This is a genomic window from Peribacillus deserti (genome assembly GCF_016909175.1).
Taxonomy (GTDB): Bacteria; Bacillota; Bacilli; order Bacillales; family DSM-1321; genus Paraperibacillus; species Paraperibacillus deserti.
The window spans coordinates 312,308-332,800 of the sequence record NZ_JAFBFI010000002.1 but is presented as its reverse complement, the minus strand read 5'-3'; the positions used below and the strand labels follow the sequence as shown (position 1 = coordinate 332,800).

Genomic DNA, 20,493 nt, shown 5'->3' with positions numbered 1-20,493 from the left:
TATACAAATTAGCTTTTTAATAGCAGGAGGTGTAGGGTGTTTATGTTCAAAAACTATTCCGCTGCACTTTTGTTAAGCAATTTGTGCAGGTTGTCGGGTTTCATGCAGAGGCTGGTGCCCATGCACACAAGCTATTAGAAAGAGAACGGTATGTAAGTGGTTCATATTTTTCAATAAAACGGATTGGAAGTACGGCTGGAAGAGCCAGAGTACAGGGGATACATCGGATAAGCGGGGTATATCGTGCAGGCGCTGTCCTTGAGATGATCTCTTTTTGGGAATACGAAAAAGGAGAATGGATTCAGCATAGGAGTTTGTCACAGTGGATAGGCTTCTATCATAAAATATGGCAAGAGTAATCCACTGCATTGAAAGGAGAAAAAGCTTGCCATGCCAAACTTTCATTCAAAAAATTTAATTACAACTTATATGCCGATGACGACAGTATTTATGCCGGCAGATGGCAGAAAATATACATTAACACATTCGGAGCGTACCGGTGACTTATTTTTAAGCATTGGTTCAGAGTATAATGCAAAAGCCGTTAATCAAAGTCTTAGAGATGAAGTGCTTGCGGAGTGGATTCCTCAAATGGGGCAATACGTTCTTGCGGGGAAAGTATATGTCGGAGGAAATGAATATAGTGAGAATGCTGCAAAAATCCGTTTTTCAATTTTTGAAAGGGAAATGGATCAGGCATTAGAGGCTATCATCTATGGTGATCAGGCATTTTTCGAGTATTTTCCCTGGCTCCTAGACTGCCCGATTTATATTCACTTTGAATCTGTATATCCATCCTGTAATAAAATGCTCTATTTCGGAACTCCACGGCAGTTTCTGCAGAAGAGCAGAATGGCGAATGCTTGAGTATATGAATATCAGGTATGTTAACAATGTCCGATTTGCCGCAGAAACACTACAGAATGAAAACAGAGGGGCGGGCTAGGTTCTTGGTCTGTCCCTCACTTTTGATGAATTTTTACCTCATCAATTGACAGACAATACATAATTATCTAATATTTAATTAAGGCCCATTGTTATGAGAGGAGCTGAAAACAACGGAATTAAAGGACAGAATCATTGAAACATCTCTTAAGCTTTTTGAGATGCATGGATTTCATGGTGTCACGGTCAGTCAAATAGTGGCCGAAAGCGGTACATCGAAGGGCGGCTTTTACCACCATTTTCAATCTAAGGATGAACTGCTATATGTCATCCATGATTATTTTATTTCATATGTATTAACTAAAGCGAAAGAAGCAGACTCATCAAGTAAAAACCCCACAGAAAAGCTGCAGAAGATTATTCAGTCTTTTGTTAAAGTATTTCATCTCTACAAGCCTCACATCTCTGTTTTTTACCAGGAAAGTATATATCTTAAGCCCGAATATACAGAAGAAATTAAGAAGAAACGCGACTCCTACAAGAAACTCATTTTCAAATGTCTGGAAGAAGGTAAAGAATCGGGTGAATTCCGTTCGGAAGTACCTGTAGATATTACAGGAATGACTATACTTGGCATGGTTAACTGGACATATAAATGGTATCAGCCGGGCGGCGAAAAAACGATTGAAGATATAGGCAATATATTTGTGGACCTCATTTTAAACAGCCTGCTCACAGAACAAGCGAAACAAAAAAAGGAATACCAATCATTTTTCTTAAAAAGCGATATTAATCAGGACCAAATATAAAGCGCTTACAATCTTTGTCTTGGACAGACCAACCAGTCGGTCTCTAGGCTAAAACTTATTTGAGGAGGATTTATATGGACTTTTCATTATCCAAAGAGCAGCAGATGATAAAGGAAATGGTACAGGACTTTGCAGAAAGAGAAATAAAACCTATTGCTTTTGAGCTGGACCGTGACTCAAGATTTCCAGAAGAGGTTTTCAAAAAAATAGGAGAATTAGGTCTACTGGGCATTCCTTTCCCTGAAGAATATGGCGGTTCTGGCGGAGATACCATTTCTTATGCCATCGCAGTTGAAGAAATTGGGAAAGCATGCGGAGGAACCGGGCTGAGCTATGCGGCCGCTGTTTCTCTTGGATCAAGCCCGATCTATTACTTCGGAACCGAAGAACAAAAACAAAAATTTTTAGTGCCTCTTGTAAAAGGGGAAGCACTTGCTTCGTTCGGCCTTACCGAACCAAACGCTGGCTCGGATGCGGGCGGTACAAGAACCCGGGCAGTGCTTGAAGGCGACGAATATGTGATTAATGGCGAAAAATGCTGGATCACGAATGCTGGCTATGCTAAAACGCTGACTGTTACGGCTGTATCAGGAAAGGATGAGAGAGGCAAAAATATTATTTCAGCATTCCTGGTACCGACTGACACTCCAGGATTAACGATTACCAGCGATTATGACAAAATGGGTGTGCGCGCCTCTAATACTTCTCAAATTGTTTTAGAGGATGTCCGGGTGCCAAAAGAGAATATTTTAGGAGATCCGAATAAAGGTTTTAAGCAGTTCCTTTATACCCTGGACGGCGGAAGGATTTCCATAGCAGCATTAGCAGTCGGGCTTGCGCAGGCTGCATTTGAGAAAGCACTCCAATATTCCAAAGAGCGGGTCCAATTCGGCAAGCCTATTTCTCAGTTTCAGGCAATCGGATTCAAACTTGCAGATATGGCTATGGAAATTGAGCTTGCACGAAATATGGTTTATAAAGCAGCGTGGCTGAAGGATCAAAAGAAGCCATTTACCAAGGAATCTGCTTATGCAAAGCTGTTCGCCACAGAAATGGCCTTCAGAACCTGCAACCAGGCCATCCAGATTCACGGCGGATACGGCTATATGAAGGAATACGAAGTGGAAAGATATTTGAGAGATGCCAAGCTTCTTGAAATTGGCGAAGGTACCTCTGAAATTCAGCGATTAGTTATTTCTAGACAGCTAGGATGCTAATATACCAGATTTTTTAGCTCACAGTATGCTTGCAGATTAATTCTTTTAGAGTGAGAGGGGGATAACAGTGGCTAAAATCTTACAAGTGTCAATAGGACAATTATTAGAGGATGTAGCAGCTAGACAACCCAAAACAGAGGCGATGGTCTATGCAGACCGGAACCTGCGTTACAGCTATGAAGAATTTAACAGCGTCTGCCGGGATGCAGCGAGAGGCCTTATGAGCTTGAATATTGAAAAAGGGGATCATATAGCCATATGGGCAGCCAATACTCCAGAATGGCTGATCAGCCAGTTTTCAACCGGGAAAATGGGAGGTGTCCTGGTAACTGTAAATACGAATTATCAGGCGCATGAGCTTGAATTTTTATTAAGGCAGTCAGACTCAAAAACTCTTATTTTAATGGAAGAATATAAGGGACATTCTTATATGGATACCTTGTATCAAATTATTCCTGAATTAAGGGAATGCGAACCGGGCAGGCTGCAGTCAAAAAAGCTGCCCCTTTTAAGAAATGTAATTGTTATGGGCAATAAAAAATTTCCAGGTACCTTCAGCTGGAATGAGGTCCTGGCTGGAAAAGAGAAGGTCTCCGAGGAAGAACTTGATTTCCGGATGAACTCTCTACATTGGGACGATGTCATCAATATGCAGTATACATCCGGTACAACTGGTTTTCCAAAAGGGGTTATGCTCACCCATTCAAATGTTGTAAACAATGGCTTCAACATTGCTAATTGCATGAAGCTCACCCACAATGACCGACTATGTATTCCTGTTCCTTTTTTCCACTGTTTTGGCTGCGTGCTTGGAACAATGGCCTGTGTTTCAGTTGGTGCAACCATGGTGCCAATCCAGGAATTTAACCCAAGAACGGTTTTACAAACAGTGCAGGATGAAAGGTGTACGGGGCTTCATGGTGTGCCGACTATGTTTATCACTGAGCTCAGCCTGGATGACTTTGATTCTTATGATCTTTCTACACTACGCACTGGAATAATGGCAGGATCTAATTGTCCCATGGAAGTTATGAAGGCAGTTGTAGAGAAAATGGGTGCAAAAGAAATCACCATTGCCTACGGCCAGACCGAATCTTCGCCGGTTATTACTCAGACCCGCACAGATGATCCGCTAGAACTGAGAGTTTCATCTGTAGGCAGAGCTCTTCCTAATGTGGAAGTGAAAATGGTCCGTCCGGGAACCAATGAAGAAGTTCCTCGAGGGGTGCAGGGGGAGCTATGTACGAGAGGGTATCATGTGATGAAAGGGTATTATAAAGACCCTGATGCAACAAAGGAGGCCATTGATTATGAAGGATGGCTGCATACAGGAGACCTGGCTGTCATGGATGAAAACGGATATTGCAGGATAACAGGCAGGCTTAAGGATATGATCATCCGAGGCGGCGAGAACATTTATCCACGCGAAATAGAAGAGTTTTTATACACTCATCCTCAAATCCTGGATGTGCAGATCATTGGTGTACCTGATAAGAAATATGGGGAAGAAGTGATGGCCTGGATTATTCCGCGTGAGGGCCGGCAGCTTACTTCAGAGGATATAAAAGCTTACTGCAAAGGCAAAATTTCAAAGCATAAAATACCGCGATATATTGAATTTACGAAAGAGTACCCGATGACAGCTTCCGGAAAAATTCAAAAATTTAAGCTAAGGGAGCTTTCTCTGAATCTAATTAATGTCAGATCCTAATAGGGGGAATGGTTTTGTTAAAAAAAATACTAATAGCAAACAGGGGAGAAATCGCTGAAAGAATCATTAAAACCTGCACAAGGCTTGGGATCAAGACAGTAGCTGTCTATTCGGAAGCTGATAAAGATGCCCCTTTTGTCGAGCATGCAGATGAAGCTTATTTGCTGGGCGGCCCCAGAGTCCAGGAGAGTTATTTAAACAGCAACAGAATTCTTGAAATTGCCAGACAGACTAAGGCAGATGGCATTCATCCTGGTTATGGATTTATTAGTGAGAATGCTGAATTTGCCCAGAAGTGCGAGCAGGAGGGAATCGTTTTTATCGGCCCGACTCCAGATGTAATCTCACTGATGGGAAAAAAAGTGGAATCGAGAATTGCGATGGAAGCAGCAGGTCTCCCTTTGGTGCCCGGAATTTCCCGGCCGCTTAAAGATGCGGATGAAGCGGCTGAGCTCGCAGGGAATTTCGGATATCCGGTTATGTTAAAAGCTTCTGCCGGGGGCGGAGGAATCGGGATGCAGGCCTGCAGCAATGAGGCTGAGCTGAGAAAGGCTTTTGAAGGCAACCAGAAACGCGCCTTGATGTTCTTCGGAAACGGAGATATGTTTCTGGAAAAATTGATTGAAAAGCCAAGGCATATTGAGATTCAGATTTTGTCTGATGCTGATGGGAATACCGTATATCTCTGGGAGCGGGAATGCTCCATCCAGCGGCGCCACCAAAAGGTATTAGAGGAAGCGCCCTCACCGTTTTTGGATGCGGAAACAAGGGAAGCCATGGGAAAAGCGGCTGCTGCAGCCGCAAAAACAATCGGTTATACCAATGCGGGAACTATAGAGTTCTTAGTGGATGAAGATAAGAATTATTACTTTCTGGAAATGAATACCCGTTTGCAGGTAGAACACCCAATTACAGAGGAAATAACCGGCCTTGATCTTGTGGAAGAGCAGATTAGAATTGCTTCCGGAGAGAGCCTTAGATTTGAGCAGAAGGACATCATTTTGGACGGCCATGCAATCGAAGTGCGGATATATGCAGAAGACCCCAAAACCATGTATCCTTCACCAGGAAAAATCACAGATCTTAAGCTTCCGCAAGGCGCCGGTATCCGTCATGAACTTGGAGTAACCTCCACTTCGAATGTCACACCTTTTTACGATCCAATGATTGCTAAACTGATCGTTAAAGGATGTACCAGAAGTGAGGCGGTATCCAGGTTAAAGGAAGCGCTTGCTCAATATAGAGTGGAAGGCATTAAGACGAATATTCCGCTGCTGGTCGATATTGTTTCCCATGAAGCCTTTCAGTCCGGCGATACTACAACTGATTTTATTCAAAAGAACATACTAAAAACAAACACAGTTTCATCATAGGAGGATCACAAAATGGCAGAAATTAAATCAAACATGGCAGGAAGCGTTTGGAAAGTATTAGTCGCTCCAGGGGAAAAAGTAACGGAAGGCCAGGATATTATCATTCTTGAATCTATGAAAATGGAAATTCCTATAGCTTCTGAACAGGAAGGTATAATCTCAGAAATCAAAGTAAATGAAGGCGACTTTGTGAATGACGGGGATGTGCTTGCGACCATAGATTAATGGGGTCTGGAGGAATAGTGATGAGGTGGCCTGAAAAAGTAAAAATCAAGGAAGTGGGTCCAAGAGATGGGCTTCAAAATGAAAAAAAAATCATTCCCTCTGATACTAAAATCGGGTGGATTGATTCTCTTTCAGAGACGGGATTATCGTATATAGAAGTCACTTCGTTTGTTAATCCTAAATGGATTCCTCAGCTGGCAGATTCCCTTGAAGTGGCCAAAGGAATAAGGAGAAATCCAGGTGTAACTTATGCCGCCCTGGTTCCTAACCTAAAGGGTCTCGAAGGTGCGCTAGAAGCCAATATGGATGAGATTGCGGTGTTCATGTCAACCTCTGAAAGCCATAATCAAAAAAATATCAATAAATCCATACAAGATACATACCCTGTCCTTCATGAAACTGTGAAGCTTGCCCTTCAAGAGGGAAAAAAAGTAAGAGGGTATCTATCGACGGTATTTGGCTGTCCATATGAAGGAAGAGTTTCTATGGATCAAGTGATGACTGTATGCGATAGGCTTTTTGAAATGGGTATTGATGAACTTTCGCTTGGCGATACGATTGGAGTTGCCAATCCAAGACAGGTTGAAGAAGTGCTCGAAAACTGCCTGAAGAACTTTAAAGGAGCCAATTTTGCCCTCCACTTTCATGATACAAGAGGAATGGCGCTGGCCAATATTCTAAAAGCATTGGAAATGGGCTTTGATACATTTGATTCTGCACTTGGCGGCCTTGGCGGCTGTCCATATGCACCCGGGGCTTCAGGTAATGTTGCTACTGATGATTTAGTGCATATGCTTGAAAAAATGGGAATTGATACAGGAATCGAGCAGGATAAGCTGCTGAAAGCCGGCTCCTTTTTACAGCAAAAAATGCATTCGCGGCTTCCCAGCCATCAAATGGCCGTATACAATGCTGCGAAGGCTTAAATACCTTTCTTTCTATGGGGTGATAATGATCCGTACATCTATTAATCTACAAATAACTGAAAATGGTGCTGCCTTTATTACTTTAAACCGTCCTGAAGCGGCAAATGCCTTATCATTGGAGCTTCTAAGGGATTTGGGAGACACCCTTACAAAAATCGGGCTAAATAACGATGTAAGAGCCGTTATTCTAACAGGTGCAGGTGAAAAGGCTTTCTGTGCGGGAGCCGATCTAAAAGAGCGAGCGGGAATGAGCCCAGTAGAAGTGAAGCAGACAGTTTCCTTAATCGGAGAAACAGTCAGGAAGCTGGAAAATCTGCCGCAGCCCGTTATCGCTGCCATAAACGGCGCCTGCTTTGGCGGCGGCTTAGAGCTTGCACTAGCCTGTGATATACGAATAGCTTCCGAGACAGCAAAAATGGGATTAACGGAAACATCTCTTGGCATCATTCCTGGTGCAGGCGGAACACAGAGGCTGCCGCGCTTAATTGGTATGAGCAAAGCTAAAGAACTTATTTATACAGCTAGAAGACTGACTGCTGAGGAAGCCGTAGAAGCAGGTTTAATTTCTAAGGCCGTCCCGCTACCTGACTTAATGGAGGCGGCAGGCAGCCTGGGTGCTGAGATTGCGAAAAATGCTCCTATCGCAGTTATGCAGGCAAAGCGGGCCATTGATCTTGGGATGCAGACTGACCTTGCTACCGGACTGAAGATAGAGGAGCAATGCTATAGCGTGACTCTCCCTACGAAGGATCGATTAGAAGGCCTGATCGCATTTAAAGAAAAACGCCAGCCGCGCTACACAGGGGAATAATGATGATAGAGGATGGAGGTCAGTCATGACAATTCAAGAAAAGCTGAAGGAAACCGTTGAAAAGATCCAGAAGGGCGGATCAGAGAAATACCACCAAAAAAATTCGGAAAAAGGAAAACTTTTTGTCCGGGAACGCCTAAGCCTGCTTTTTGATGAAGGGATGGATTTTGAGGATGCATTCTTCGCAAACTGCAGTGCAGAAGGGCTTCCGGCCGACGGAGTTGTAACAGGCATAGGCAAAATTAATGGCCAGACCGTATGCGTAATGGCTAATGATTCCACTGTAAAAGCAGGTTCATGGGGGGCAAGGACGGTAGAAAAAATCATCCGTATCCAGGAAACCGCTGAAAAACTGAATATACCTATGCTGTATCTAGTTGATTCAGCGGGTGCAAGAATCACCGATCAAGTAGAAATGTTCCCTGGAAGAAGGGGAGCAGGCCGGATCTTCTACAATCAGGTCAAATTATCTGGAAGAGTGCCTCAGATTTGCCTGCTATTTGGACCTTCTGCCGCAGGAGGAGCCTATATTCCAGCCTTTTGTGATATTGTCGTAATGGTTGAAGGCAATGCCTCTATGTATCTTGGCTCGCCGAGAATGGCAGAAATGGTTATAGGGGAAAAAGTGACCGAAGAGCAGATGGGCGGCGCCCGAATGCATTGCTCCCAATCGGGATGCGGAGATGTAATGGCGAAATCTGAAGAGGAAGCAATCGCTTTCGCCAGGAAATATCTATCTTATTTTGGAGCCAATTTCAGTGAAAGGCCTCCTGTCCTGGACCCAGCTGGTCCCCGTGAAGATGTGAAGCCGATTTCTGAGCTGCTGCCGCAAAATCAAAACGCACCTTTTCAGATGTACGATCTTATTGATAATCTGATTGACAGCGGTTCATTTTGTGAAATTAAAAAGCTGTTTGCTCCAGAATTAATTACAGGCCTTGCCCGGATGAATGGAAAGCCTGTCGGTATACTTGCCAACCAGCCGCGCGTCAAAGGAGGAGTGCTTTTCCCGGATTCAGCAGACAAAGCAGCCAAATTTATTAATTTATGTGACGCTTTCCATATACCGCTTTTGTTCCTTGCTGATATTCCCGGTTTCATGATCGGAACAAAGGTAGAACAAGCGGGAATTATCCGCCATGGGGCAAAAATGATTTCGGCGATGTGTGAAGCCACTGTGCCCAAAATCTCGGTTGTTGTCAGAAAGGCGTATGGAGCAGGGCTTTATGCCATGGCCGGACCTGCCTTTGAACCGGACTGCTGCCTTGCGCTGCCAAGTGCATCGATTGCCGTTATGGGTCCTGAAGCTGCGGTAAATGCCGTGTATGCGAACAAAATTAAAGACCTGCCACCGGAAGAACGTGCAGCGTTCATCGAATTAAAACGAGAAGAATATAAACAGGACATTGATATTTATCGTCTCGCATCAGAAATGGTGATAGATGATATCGTTCAGCCAGACCGCCTGAGAAATGAACTGATCACCCGATTTGAAGCATACGCAACCAAACAGCTTCATTTCACAACCAGGAAACATGGCGTATATCCTGTTTAAAATGAGTAAAAGAAAATCACTATAACCGTAACCGAATTCCGTTTTGAGTTGAAGTATACTAAAAAAACAGGGAATTGCAATTGAGTAATAAACCACAATTTTAATCACATATGAAAAGAGCTGTTGAATTCGTCAACAGCTTTTTTTGTTTTAACTAAATATATATAGGTCATAATGACTTTCTGCTTGAATAAGGCTGGCTAATCTATTCTCCTGTAAAATTTCATACAAAGATCTTATGCTGATGCACCTTAAATTTTATGAACTCCCACAGGAGCTGCCGCAGGAACTGGAAGAGCAGCTGGAGCCTGAACAAGAGTGGTTTGATCTGCAGGAGCTTTGATCCTGGTGATTCTTGTCATGTTTATCACTGGAGTAGGTTACAGTGCAGGAAGACCATCCCGAACATTTGCTTCGTACCATTTCTTTCTCGATTTCCTGATTTTCAATTCCATAGTAGGAAGTAAATAACATCGTTTGGAGCATAAGTGGATCGGTACTTGAATTCTTTGTCAGGTTTATTTTGTAATTAGACGGTTCAAGATTCTTTATAGCATAAATGTCATTTTTCATTTTTGAGATTAAAAGCTCCACAGCCGCTTCAGCTTCTTTATTTTTAGGTTTGAAGCGTGTTGTTAAAAGGTCAGACATTGTGCTTGTTTCGATATCCAGCAGTATAGCCTGATCTAAGTGGAATTTAAAAGGACCATAAATGATTTCAGTGTTTGGCGACCATTCAAAAAGGTTTGTGTAAATCCATTCAAACCACGCTCTGTCCGCGTTATTTTTTGCATAGAATTCTTCAGAGGAGGAATCTTTAGAAACATTAGGCTGATGATGTATATACTCCCCGGCAAAGTCATTACTGAACGTTTCATAGTTTTTAGTAAACATCAGCATCTCATGCCAGATTTCATCTACAGAATCATTATACATAGGCACATTCTTCAGCAGGGATGACATCATAAAAAACCGTTTCAATTCAAGCTCATACCAATCATAATCTGCTGAAGTAACTTTTCCCTCTTCCAGAACCCGGAGTTTTACGTGATCAGCATATTCTTCGTTCCAGGCTTTCTCCAATTTTTCTGCCAGCGGTTCAAGCCCCAGATTTGGTTTTACTCCAAGATTATCAGGAATCATAATAGATTTTAAACGGTTTCTATCAACAGGAAACCACCGTTTACTATACACAGCGGCTAAAAAGATCCCAGCTAAAACGATGACACCAGCTAAAACCTCTTCCATGCAGAATCCCCCTTTTTTCGTCAAATATCTATTCATTTACATTCTATATGTAACCATGCTATATCCTTCATTTATGAATAATAATTTCCATTTTGAAGAAATTAAAGAAAAACTGGTAGAGGAAATGGTGATGACTGTGAGCGATTTAGTTATTGCGAGAGCCATGTTCGGCACAACAATGGCTTTTCATATTATTTTTGCCACCCTTGGAATCGGCATCCCTTTTATGATTTTGATTTCAGAGCTGCTGTTTTTAAAAACAAAGGATCAGGATTTTTCCATTATGGCTAAAAGATGGACGAAGGCAAAGGGGGTACTTCTCGGGATCGCTATCCCCTCCGGAACTATTGCCGGTGTCTCTCTTTCCTTGCTTTGGCCTGGATTTATGGAAGTCATAGGCCGTGTTATGGCATTGCCTTTTCAGATTGAAATTTATGCTTTCTTTATTGAAGCGTTGTTTCTTTCCATTTATGTATATGCATATGATCGGATTTCCGCGAAAGCGAGGATCATATCTCTGACGCTGGTAACATTCGGGGCACTGGCTTCCGGTGTATTAATATCAAATGTCCATGCATTTGAAAGTACTCCGGCTGGTTTCAGGGTTGAAAACGGCCATATTGTGGATGTTGATCCATGGGCTGCTTTCTTTAATCCAAGTTTCTATGTGACCGCAGGGCATGTTGCACTGACAGCCCTCATGACTGGCGCTTTTGTTATGGGAGCTACAGCTGCTTATAAGATGCTAAGGAATTCGCCTGGGAGCAGGTCTTACAAATTTCATTCCAAAGCTCTGGTCATGAGCCTGGTAACAGGAGGGATCATCGCCTTACTAAGCTCTCTAAACGGGCATGCTTCCGCTCAGCATCTTCATGAATATCAGCCGGAAAAGCTGGCAGCAGCGGAAGGTCTGTTTGAAACGCAGTCACATGCACCGCTGTTAATCGGAGGTACGGTAGATCCGGACACACAGGAAGTCAAATGGGGCATTGAAATCCCATGGGCTTTAAGTTTTCTGGCTGGAAATAGCTTTGATACTGTGGTACGGGGATTAAATGAATTTCCGAGAGAGCACTGGCCGCCTCTTTTTGTTCATACGATGTTCAACGGCATGGTAGGGATAGGAATGTATACACTCCTGATCGCCGTATTAGGTGTATTCTGGATCAAATTTCTTAAAAAAGAGGCAGTCCCTAAATGGCTCTTATGGGCAGTAACACTATCTGGCCCCCTTTCCGTACTTGCTATTGAATTCGGATGGATCCTCGCCTGCACAGGAAGGCAGCCATGGACCATCTATCATGTGCTCAGTACGGCTGACTCAGTGACAAGCCAGACTAATTTAGGAACCTTGTATATGCTTTTCGTATTGGTGTACTTGCTCCTGGGTGTAGCTGTTATTGCAGTACTTTATTATTATTTCAAAAGGCATCCGCTGATGAACGATCTTTCCAATCAGACGGATGGAGATGATAAAAATTATACGGTTCATTAAGGGGGGGCAAAAATGACAGGATTAACATTAACTGATGAAATATTAGCCATTACATTAATCTGGGGCTTTGTTTTTATATATGCTGTTATGGGATCCATGGATTTTGGTGCCGGGTTTTGGTCCATGATTTACATCAACCGCAAAAAGACAAATGCAACCAACATTGCAAACCGCTATTTATCACCAACATGGGAGGTATCCAATGTATTTATTGTCGCATTAGTGGTTGCCATCTACAGCATGTTTCCACGCGCTGCCTATTCTCTTGGGACCATTCTGCTAGTACCAGGCAGCCTAATTTTATTGCTGCTGGCCATTCGAAGTGCGTTCCTTGTATTTTCGCACACTGCTGAAAAATATAAACGGCATTTGGTATATGTATCCGGAATATCAGGTATTATTATCCCGGCCTTATTGATGGCCGTACTTCCCATTTCGCAGGGGGGATATGTAATTGAAGTGGATGGCAGGGAATCTTTGTCTTTGGCCAGATTGTTTACGAGTCCGAATGTGTATGCATTTATGGCTTTCGCGATAAGCAGTTCATTGTTTCTATCATCTCTCCTGCTTGCTGACTATTCTAAAACCTCGGATGACATGAGGGCATATGATGTATATAAACGGGATGCTATCATTACTGGTCCGCTGTCATTAATAAGTGCATTTTTTATAATGTTTACCCTGGAAAGGGAAGCAAGCTGGATTTTTAGTGAAATGATGAAAAATGTCCCGCTCTTAATTGCATCTGCGATATGTTTTTTATTAGCCGGTATAGCCTTAATCATTCCGGGTAAGAAAGGGACACGCGGCATTCCACGGGTAGCTGTTGTTATAGCCATCGTTCAATATCTGCTGGCAAGCTATGTATATGGCCAGGCTCATTTACCATACATTGTATACCCGAATGTGACCATTCAATCAGGATTTACGGATCCCAATTCATTCCGGGCGGTTTTCATTGTATATGTAGTCGGTTTCGCCATTCTTTTCCCGGGCTTTTATTACTTCTGGAGCCTGTTTATGAAAAACAAAAGCCTGCAGCAAAGCGAGGAGTAGCACCCCAATTCTTATTGGCGGTGCTTTTTGCTGTTCAAGGATCATTTATCATATAAAATAGACATAAGGCCAGGCTTCGCCATCTAAAGCGGCTGTAGATTAAATAAAGGGGAAAAAGACTGATGCGTGAGAAAATAGTACTTGCTTTCTCATCTGGTAAAGATTCTGCTTTTCTGCTTCATGAACTGCAAATGGGAACACAATATGAAGTGGTTTCTCTCGTAACTACCTGTACAAATGATGGAAAATCAACCAGCCATCATATTAATGAGCGTTTAATAGAAAAACAAGCCAATCAGATCGGCCTGCCGCTTTATAAAATCAAAATGGATTTGTTTAATGCAGAAGAATTTGAAAATGGTTTAATAACCGCTATGAATTATTTTAAAGAAACATATGGTGTGACGAAAATAGCATATGGAGACTTATTTTTAGAAGACGTTAAGATCTATAAGGAAAAACTATTAGAAAAGTTCGGCTTTCAACTGCTTGTTCCATTATGGGGTAGAAATACTTCAGAATTTGTGAACACTTTAGTCGATGAAGGTTGGAAAGCGGTCATTGCTGCCATTGATTCTGAAAAGCTCTCGCTTGATTATCTTGGGAAGATACTGACAAAAGAGCTTATGAATAGCTTTCCAGAGGGTATAGATGCATGCGGTGAGAATGGTGAATATCATACGTTTGTTTATGATGGCCCCATCTTCAGCAGTCCAATTTCATTCAGCCTTCAATTACCCGAAAAAACAGCAGACCGATGGGTTTTTGCGGACGTTCGCCTATAAAAGTGAAGGGGACACTCAAACCCTGCATTATGAACAGAAAGGGAGTCTAATAAGTGGTACAGCATGATTTTACTTCTGGAAATTTATTCAAGAAGCTGATTGTTTTTTCTACTCCTATATTATTAGCAAACTTACTGCAGACCTCTTATCAATTTATTGATAGTTTGTGGGTTGGGAACTTAATTGGGTCAAGCGCTCTCGGGGCCGTATCAGTTTCAAGCACGGTCATTTTTACTATCTTATCCTTTATAATCGGAATAAACAATGCTGCTCTCACGATATTATCGCAAGCAAAGGGCAGGGATAATGAGGAAGGGTTGAAGAGATATCTAAATGGCTTTGTGGTTATTTTATTTTCTTTATCATTAGTCCTTGGTGCAGCTGGTTTTCTGCTCTCTGAATTCATCTTAAAACTGATGGGGACTCCAGCAGAGGTGATTCCACAGGCCGTATCATATCTTCAGATTAACTTAATAGGTATCGTCTTCTTATTTGGCTACAACTTTATTGGAACCATACTAAGGGCAATGGGGAATAGTAAGGCTCCATTAAGATTCATATTAATGGCTGTGATCTTGAATACAGTGCTCGATCCTATTTTTATATCTGTTTTCGATTTAGGGATCGAAGGGGCTGCGTATGCAACAATTCTTTCACAGGGTTTTTCTTTTTTTTATGGACTTATATATATAATAAGGCAGAAAATCATGCCGCTCTCTTTACCGAAAATCCCTGGCAAAGAAGAAACCTTTATGATCCTGAAGCTTGGGATTCCTTCTGGACTTCAGATGAGTGTGATCTCAGCCGGCTTGATGGCCATTATGAGTGTGGTCACTTCCTATGGCAATTCAGTTGTAGCTGGCTTTGGAGCAGCTCAAAGACTTGATAGTATTCTCATGCTTCCCGCACATGCACTGGGAACGGCGGTCAATAGTATGGCCGGGCAGAACATTGGGAAAAGCAGATGGGACAGAGTTCATAAAATATCCTTATATGCTGTAATCTATAACCTGCTGATCATGCTTTCTATAGCACTGTTTGTCTTTTTATTCGCTGAATGGGGAATAAGACTGTTTATCGAAGACAAAGAAGCCGTCGCATTTGGGACTCAATATTTAAAGATTATTTGTTTTTTTTATCCGTTCCTGGGGATTAATTTTATATTAAACGGAGTGGTACGGGCATCCGGAGCCATGATGGCAGTTCTTGTATTAAATATCATATCCTTCTGGGTCTTAAGATTTCCGTTAACTTACCTTTGTTCCAATCTCTTTGGATCCTCAGGAATCGGTATTGGGATGGGAGCCAGCTTTTTCATCAGCAGTATATTTGCCGTTTTATATTATCGGTATGGAACATGGAAAGAGAAAAAGATTTTTTAGCCAATGAGATAAAATTATTTAACTCAGTTCTTTTGCCTTCAAACATTGTTAAAACATAAGACCAAATCATATCATGGTTTGGTCTTATCTTTATGGATCTATTTTTATTATGACAATCGATTTCTAGCGGACTAAAAAAGTACAGGGCAAAAAATATCATTTTACTAACTATTTTGGCCAGTTATTAGAAAATTTAATGCTGGGGAGAAGGTTTTAGCTGCAAGAAAAATGATAAAAGCGACCTTTACTACCAGATTAGAAGCTCCAGGTTTAGCTTATGATTAAGTTTTAGTTTTTTATGCTTTAGTTTTAGTTTTTTATGCTTTAGTTTTAGAATTTTATGCTTTAGTTTCGGAGTTTTATGCTTAAGAGTAATGGTTTCATGCTGATTTTACTCGGCTTATACTTAGCTATCAAGGTGTATGCGGATTCCTTGTATTTATGCTTAGCTTCCGTTATCTAAGCTTCCGCGGCTCTGCACTACGGTTTTCTTTCTTCACTCTCCGCCGCCAGAAGCAGCAGCCGCTGAAACACTAACCATGGCTGCAGTCATGGCTGCCTGCTGCGCCTGGATGATTGTCTCTATTGCTGTAAATATTCCAGTATCTATAATTTCTGCATTTTGTATTTTGTTACTCATGATAAGGTGAACAGCCATCATAAAATTTTCTGTTTTATACCATTTGAACACTTTTTCTGAATTGAGGGAATTTGTAAGCTCTACAATTGAAATTATTTCTTCATTAGGATTATCCAACAGTGAAAGCAAACCTATTGCAGGGTACGTACTGTTCTTAGGCTTAATTCCATTATCCTTAAATGCTTGATATATCTCCATGCACCTGTCAGCTAGCACCTTGTTTTCCGTGTTTTGTTCCAAAGTCAGAATATGGCTCAAGAATTGAAGCTGATCACTTTTGGCAAATGGACCAGCAGAAAGCTGCCTATAAAAATATTCCATTCTTCCTATCAGATCTTCTATTGGTCCTTCATTTTGAGCAAGAAGGATGGCGAGAGGATAATCAGAGACAGATGTTAAAAAGTAATGTTCCTTTTTCATAGCTTTATAGAGGGATAGAGCTTTCTCAATAAGATCTTCTTCAATTATGCTTGCATCGGTTCTGGATAAAACGCAAAAGGCCGAAAGATAAGTAAAGGTTCCTCGGGAAAATCCTTTTTCAACCATCCGGTTATAAATCCTAAGTAATTCAGCAAATTTCTCTTCAGGATTTTCATACCTGACGAGAAGCATGGCAGCCAGATTGTAACGTACAAACGATTTTAAGGCTGAGAATGCTCCTACACTGTCTTTAATAACTGAACTTAATGAGATCAGCTTTTTAACGTTTAAAGATTTGCTGTTTACAACATACATGGCAGAGATCATCATTAAACTCCGCGAGTCCGATACCCTCCATCTTAATTCGCTTTTCAGCTGCAAAAAAATATCCCGGTATACTTCTGCGTCTTTATTAGGTAACCAAGAAGACATTTAATCACTCCCAATAGAATCTTTCTTTTCTATACGATGTAGAAAGTAAAAAGGTTTCCATTACGAAACCGATTATGGAATCTCCGTCTAAAGTTGTAGAAAGATTTCATTCTATCTTCCGACGAGGTTTCTATTTATTTTCAATAATATAAAACTAAGAAAACAATCTAAAGGAGAGTTAAAAATGGGAAAACATAAAGATCGAATTGTGATGATTACAGGTGCTTCAAAGGGACTCGGGAAAGCATTAGCTCTTGAATTTGCAAGGCAGGGTGCCCATCTTGCTATTTGTGCAAGACACGAACAAGAATTGGTAAAAGTAAAAGCTGAAGCGGAGCAAAATGGAGTAAAAGTGCTGGCTGTATCAGCGGACGTTTCCGTGCCAAGAGACGTAGAGCGGTTCACGGCTGTTGCCGAGGACCACTTTGGGAGAATTGATGTATTAATTAACAACGCCTCAACCCTTGGTCCAAGCCCAATCCCAAATCTGCTTGATTACCCGGAAGATGATTATGCAGAAGTTCTTCGAGTGAATGCAGTTTCGCCCTTTCTTGTCACTAAAAGGGTTCTGCCGGGAATGCTGCAAAGAAATTATGGTTCGATTATTAATGTTACCTCAGAGGCCGGACATACGGGATACGCAGGATGGGGGGCTTATGGCATTTCTAAATTCGCCGTTGAAGGGCTGACTGAGACCTGGGCGGAAGAATTAAGCCGGACTGGAGTAAGGATCAACATGGTGGATCCAGGGGAAATGAATACAGAAATGCATGACCTGGCGGTGCCCGATTGTGATTACGAACTGGCTGACCCGAAAGAAGTTGTCCCGGTATTTTTATATCTTGCGTCAGAAGATGCTCTGTTGATAAATGGCATTCGCTTCCAGGCACAGGAGTTTAGGGAGGAGGAATTAATATGATACCTGAACAACATATAAACTTTCATGTGCCGCAGGAATTAAACGCTTCTGTTCCGCCGGAGAGAAGAGGTGTAAAACGAGATCATGTAAAAATGATGGTGTTAGACCGAAAAACTGGTAAGAATACACATGATCAATTTTATAATTTAGACCAGCATTTAAACCCCGGTGACTTGATAGTATTAAATAACAGCAGAACCATACCAGCTGTTTTGTCAGCATCTTTAAAGAGAAGTTTTCTTACAGTTGATCCAAAAGTCGAGATCAGGCTTGCCCATCGGAAAGGGGACAATATATGGGATGTGCTGATTGTATCTGAAAAAGCAAAAACAGGGGATATTCTTTATTTTTCCGATTATCTGCAGGCAGTCATTATGCCAATAGATATCAATAAACCGCTGCAGACCATCGTGTTTCCTCAAAATGGCCATGAACTGCTTAATAGTATCTATAAGCTCGGAGAACCGGTGAGGTATGAATATATTCATACTCCCTGGAATTTAGATTATTATCAGACTGTTTATGCCTCATATCCCGGCTCGATTGAAATGCCGTCCGCAGGAAGAGCTTTCACCTGGGAGTTATTATTTAAATTGCAGAAAAAAGGAATCCGGATAGCTTATTTACAGCTGCACACTGGCCTTAGTTATTTTTTAGATGATAAGTGGACGATGAATCCATCTGAAAATCAAGAAGAATACGAAATACCAGAATCAACGATGCAGTCTTTTCTGCAGACGAAGGCAGAAGGAGGAAGAGTGATTGCTGTTGGTACGACAGTAGTCAGGGCTCTGGAAACAGCTGTCTTCAATCAGAACTTAAAAGGGTGGACAAATCTATACATCCATTCTGATTATAAGCTTAAAGCTGCCGACGGCATTATTACTGGTCTCCACGAGCCTGAAGCAAGCCATTTAGATATGCTGTCAGCCTTTGTCAACCCCCGCTGCCTAATTAGATCCTATAAGGATGCCATCTTGAAAAATTACTTATGGCATGAATTTGGCGATATGAATCTGATTATTTAGGAGAACTGTCAAATGAATGTCCATCATATAGGAATAGAGACTGCAAACCCACAGGCATCCGTGGCTTTTTACAAGACTCTCCTGAATTTTAAAGAGGTGCTTCGATTAGTGTTTATGGAAGAAACCTTAATCTTCCTTTCGAATGGAAGCCAATGTATTGAACTGATTGGTACGGATGACCATCCTAGGCAGGGCTCCATCCATATTTGTTTTCAAAACTGATGATTTTGTAGGTCTGCTTGAGCGGATAAGGTTATACCAAATACCTCTCTTAGAGGGACCCTGCACACTTGATAACGGCTGGAAAACGGTGTTTGTGCAGGGAGCAGGCGGGTTAGTTATCGAATTTTTAGAAGAAAAGTAAAACCCATTCGAAAAAGAAAAGCCAGAAACCTAGTTCATATCAGGTTCTGGCTTTTTTCTTTTGAAAGGCTCTAAATATATACCTTAATAATGGAGGGATAATGAAGTAGATAAAAAAGATACGAAAAACCTGGTAACCCGTAACTACGGATAAGTCTGCGCGTACTTCATGTGCGATTATGCCCATCTGGTCCATTCCTCCGGGTGCAACACTTAAATAACTCGTGGCTGGACTAAAATCGTGCAAAAATATGAGCAGCAGGCTTAAACCGAGAGAACCTGCGATCAAGATCAATCCGCTAAGGATACTGATGAAAGTGATCTGAACTTTTTTTTCAAGCATTTGCGGTTTTAGCAGCAGACCTACATATGCACCAATCATAAACTGAGAAAGATTAAGCAGAGTACCTGGAACCGCTATCCCTTTAAATCCTATAAGTATCAAGGCAGCAGTGCCTGCCATTGGGCCTAAAAGGAATGGGGTTGGAAGCTTTGCTTTTTTGCCAAGAAAAGCACAGAGAATTGAAACAGCAGCAAATATTATGACATGAGAGGGTGCAAGGCTGTTTGGCGGGATTGTATTTTGAAATAATGGATTAGTATGTCCGCTAAACAAAGGGCTGAAAATCAACAGAGGCACAATGGAAATAATCAGAATCAGCCTTGATACTTGAAAAAAAGCAACAATTGTAATATTGATCCCTTTCATTTCTTCTGCAAAGGCTATCATTTGTGAAAGTCCGCCGGGAATGCTGCCAATTAAAATGGTAGGATAATCAATTCCAGTCAGCTTCGAAATGGAAAAAGCCGTTAATCCGCAGAAGGCTATAAGCAGGATTGTAGTCAGGAACATGGATGGCAGCTTGTGGCTGATTTGTATAACGGCTTCACGGGAAAAAGACAGACCCAATAAATATCCCACCACGATTAAGCCTGTATCTCGAATATAATCGGGCCAAAATACTTTTATTTTTTGAAATCTTGAGCCAATCAATACAGCTGCCATTGGTCCTAAAAGCCAGGGAATAGGAAGAGAAATCAAGGAAAACAAAATTCCTCCAGCTAAGGCGATAACCAGGGTGTATAAAAAACGATATATGTAATTCTCTGTTGCAAATTGTATATTCCGCATGAAAACCCTTCTATCTTCGAGAATAAAACTTGATTCAAAGTAAAGATAGACTTTAAGAACCCATTTTTCAAATATTATTGT

Annotated in this window: 19 protein-coding genes; 16 read left to right on the top strand and 3 right to left on the bottom strand. The window is 41.6% G+C overall.

What is annotated here, in order from left to right; genetic code table 11:
- Window positions 1-390: 390 nt before the first annotated feature.
- The 9 genes from JOC77_RS03755 (at window position 391) to JOC77_RS03715 (ending at window position 9,512) form a co-directional block, all read left to right on the top strand.
- Window positions 391-867 (top strand): staygreen family protein, encoded by a 477-nt coding sequence (locus tag JOC77_RS03755; protein WP_204538779.1) that lies wholly within the window; start codon window positions 391-393, stop codon window positions 865-867.
- A 182-nt stretch (window positions 868-1,049) separates the two neighbouring features.
- Window positions 1,050-1,694, top strand: a complete 645-nt coding sequence (locus tag JOC77_RS03750) for a TetR/AcrR family transcriptional regulator (RefSeq protein WP_204539196.1) — start codon at window positions 1,050-1,052, stop codon at window positions 1,692-1,694.
- A 74-nt stretch (window positions 1,695-1,768) separates the two neighbouring features.
- A complete protein-coding gene (locus JOC77_RS03745) occupies window positions 1,769-2,911 on the top strand; it encodes an acyl-CoA dehydrogenase (protein ID WP_204538774.1) in 1,143 nt (380 codons plus the stop codon).
- Between the two features lie 76 nt (window positions 2,912-2,987).
- Window positions 2,988-4,622 (top strand): AMP-binding protein, encoded by a 1,635-nt coding sequence (locus tag JOC77_RS03740; RefSeq protein WP_204539194.1) that lies wholly within the window; start codon window positions 2,988-2,990, stop codon window positions 4,620-4,622.
- A 14-nt stretch (window positions 4,623-4,636) separates the two neighbouring features.
- Complete coding sequence (locus JOC77_RS03735; RefSeq protein WP_204538771.1) at window positions 4,637-5,995, top strand: acetyl-CoA carboxylase biotin carboxylase subunit; 1,359 nt, start codon at window positions 4,637-4,639, stop codon at window positions 5,993-5,995.
- Between the two features lie 12 nt (window positions 5,996-6,007).
- Window positions 6,008-6,220, top strand: coding sequence for an acetyl-CoA carboxylase biotin carboxyl carrier protein subunit (locus JOC77_RS03730; protein ID WP_204538768.1), 213 nt, complete (start codon window positions 6,008-6,010; stop codon window positions 6,218-6,220).
- 20 nt (window positions 6,221-6,240) lie between these two features.
- Window positions 6,241-7,146 carry a hydroxymethylglutaryl-CoA lyase gene (locus tag JOC77_RS03725; RefSeq protein ID WP_204538765.1) on the top strand — a complete coding sequence of 302 codons (906 nt, stop codon included), beginning with the start codon at window positions 6,241-6,243 and terminating at the stop codon, window positions 7,144-7,146.
- Window positions 7,147-7,174: 28 nt separating this feature from the next.
- Entirely contained in the window at window positions 7,175-7,957 is a 783-nt protein-coding gene (locus JOC77_RS03720; RefSeq protein ID WP_204539191.1) for an enoyl-CoA hydratase, read from the top strand.
- 25 nt (window positions 7,958-7,982) lie between these two features.
- Complete coding sequence (locus tag JOC77_RS03715; protein ID WP_204538762.1) at window positions 7,983-9,512, top strand: acyl-CoA carboxylase subunit beta; 1,530 nt, start codon at window positions 7,983-7,985, stop codon at window positions 9,510-9,512.
- 258 nt (window positions 9,513-9,770) lie between these two features.
- On the opposite strand, the gene JOC77_RS03710 is transcribed toward JOC77_RS03715, so the two are convergent.
- Window positions 9,771-10,760 (bottom strand): glycine-rich domain-containing protein, encoded by a 990-nt coding sequence (locus JOC77_RS03710; protein WP_204538759.1) that lies wholly within the window; start codon window positions 10,758-10,760, stop codon window positions 9,771-9,773.
- 136 nt (window positions 10,761-10,896) lie between these two features.
- Between JOC77_RS03710 and JOC77_RS03705 the strand changes: the two genes are divergently transcribed.
- The 4 genes from JOC77_RS03705 to JOC77_RS03690 all read left to right on the top strand — a co-directional run bounded on the left by JOC77_RS03705 (window position 10,897) and on the right by JOC77_RS03690 (window position 15,478).
- A complete protein-coding gene (locus JOC77_RS03705) occupies window positions 10,897-12,255 on the top strand; it encodes a cytochrome ubiquinol oxidase subunit I (protein WP_204539188.1) in 1,359 nt (452 codons plus the stop codon).
- A 12-nt stretch (window positions 12,256-12,267) separates the two neighbouring features.
- Window positions 12,268-13,311: a cytochrome d ubiquinol oxidase subunit II gene (locus JOC77_RS03700; protein WP_204538756.1), complete on the top strand. Its 1,044-nt coding sequence runs from the start codon at window positions 12,268-12,270 to the stop codon at window positions 13,309-13,311.
- Window positions 13,312-13,433: 122 nt separating this feature from the next.
- Window positions 13,434-14,096, top strand: coding sequence for a Dph6-related ATP pyrophosphatase (locus JOC77_RS03695; RefSeq protein ID WP_204538753.1), 663 nt, complete (start codon window positions 13,434-13,436; stop codon window positions 14,094-14,096).
- A gap of 53 nt (window positions 14,097-14,149) precedes the next feature.
- Window positions 14,150-15,478, top strand: a complete 1,329-nt coding sequence (locus JOC77_RS03690) for an MATE family efflux transporter (RefSeq protein ID WP_204538750.1) — start codon at window positions 14,150-14,152, stop codon at window positions 15,476-15,478.
- Window positions 15,479-15,974: 496 nt separating this feature from the next.
- Here JOC77_RS03690 and JOC77_RS03685 read toward each other — a convergent pair whose 3' ends face one another.
- Window positions 15,975-16,970, bottom strand: coding sequence for a DUF4003 family protein (locus JOC77_RS03685; protein WP_204538747.1), 996 nt, complete (start codon window positions 16,968-16,970; stop codon window positions 15,975-15,977).
- A gap of 184 nt (window positions 16,971-17,154) precedes the next feature.
- On the opposite strand from JOC77_RS03685, the gene JOC77_RS03680 reads away from it, so the two are divergent.
- Genes JOC77_RS03680 through JOC77_RS03670 form a run of 3 tightly spaced genes read left to right on the top strand, consistent with a single transcriptional unit; the run spans window position 17,155 to window position 19,139 of the window.
- Window positions 17,155-17,889, top strand: a complete 735-nt coding sequence (locus JOC77_RS03680; RefSeq protein WP_204538744.1) for an SDR family NAD(P)-dependent oxidoreductase — start codon at window positions 17,155-17,157, stop codon at window positions 17,887-17,889.
- Window positions 17,886-18,917 carry an S-adenosylmethionine:tRNA ribosyltransferase-isomerase gene (locus JOC77_RS03675; RefSeq protein ID WP_204538741.1) on the top strand — a complete coding sequence of 344 codons (1,032 nt, stop codon included), beginning with the start codon at window positions 17,886-17,888 and terminating at the stop codon, window positions 18,915-18,917. The genes JOC77_RS03680 and JOC77_RS03675 overlap by 4 nt, the downstream gene beginning before the upstream one ends.
- Window positions 18,918-18,929: 12 nt before the next feature.
- The gene (locus tag JOC77_RS03670; RefSeq protein WP_204538738.1) at window positions 18,930-19,139 is read left to right on the top strand and encodes a VOC family protein; all 210 of its coding nucleotides are present in this window, start codon (window positions 18,930-18,932) and stop codon (window positions 19,137-19,139) included.
- 181 nt (window positions 19,140-19,320) lie between these two features.
- On the opposite strand, the gene JOC77_RS03665 is transcribed toward JOC77_RS03670, so the two are convergent.
- Window positions 19,321-20,412: an AbrB family transcriptional regulator gene (locus tag JOC77_RS03665; RefSeq protein ID WP_204538735.1), complete on the bottom strand. Its 1,092-nt coding sequence runs from the start codon at window positions 20,410-20,412 to the stop codon at window positions 19,321-19,323.
- Window positions 20,413-20,493: the final 81 nt, after the last annotated feature.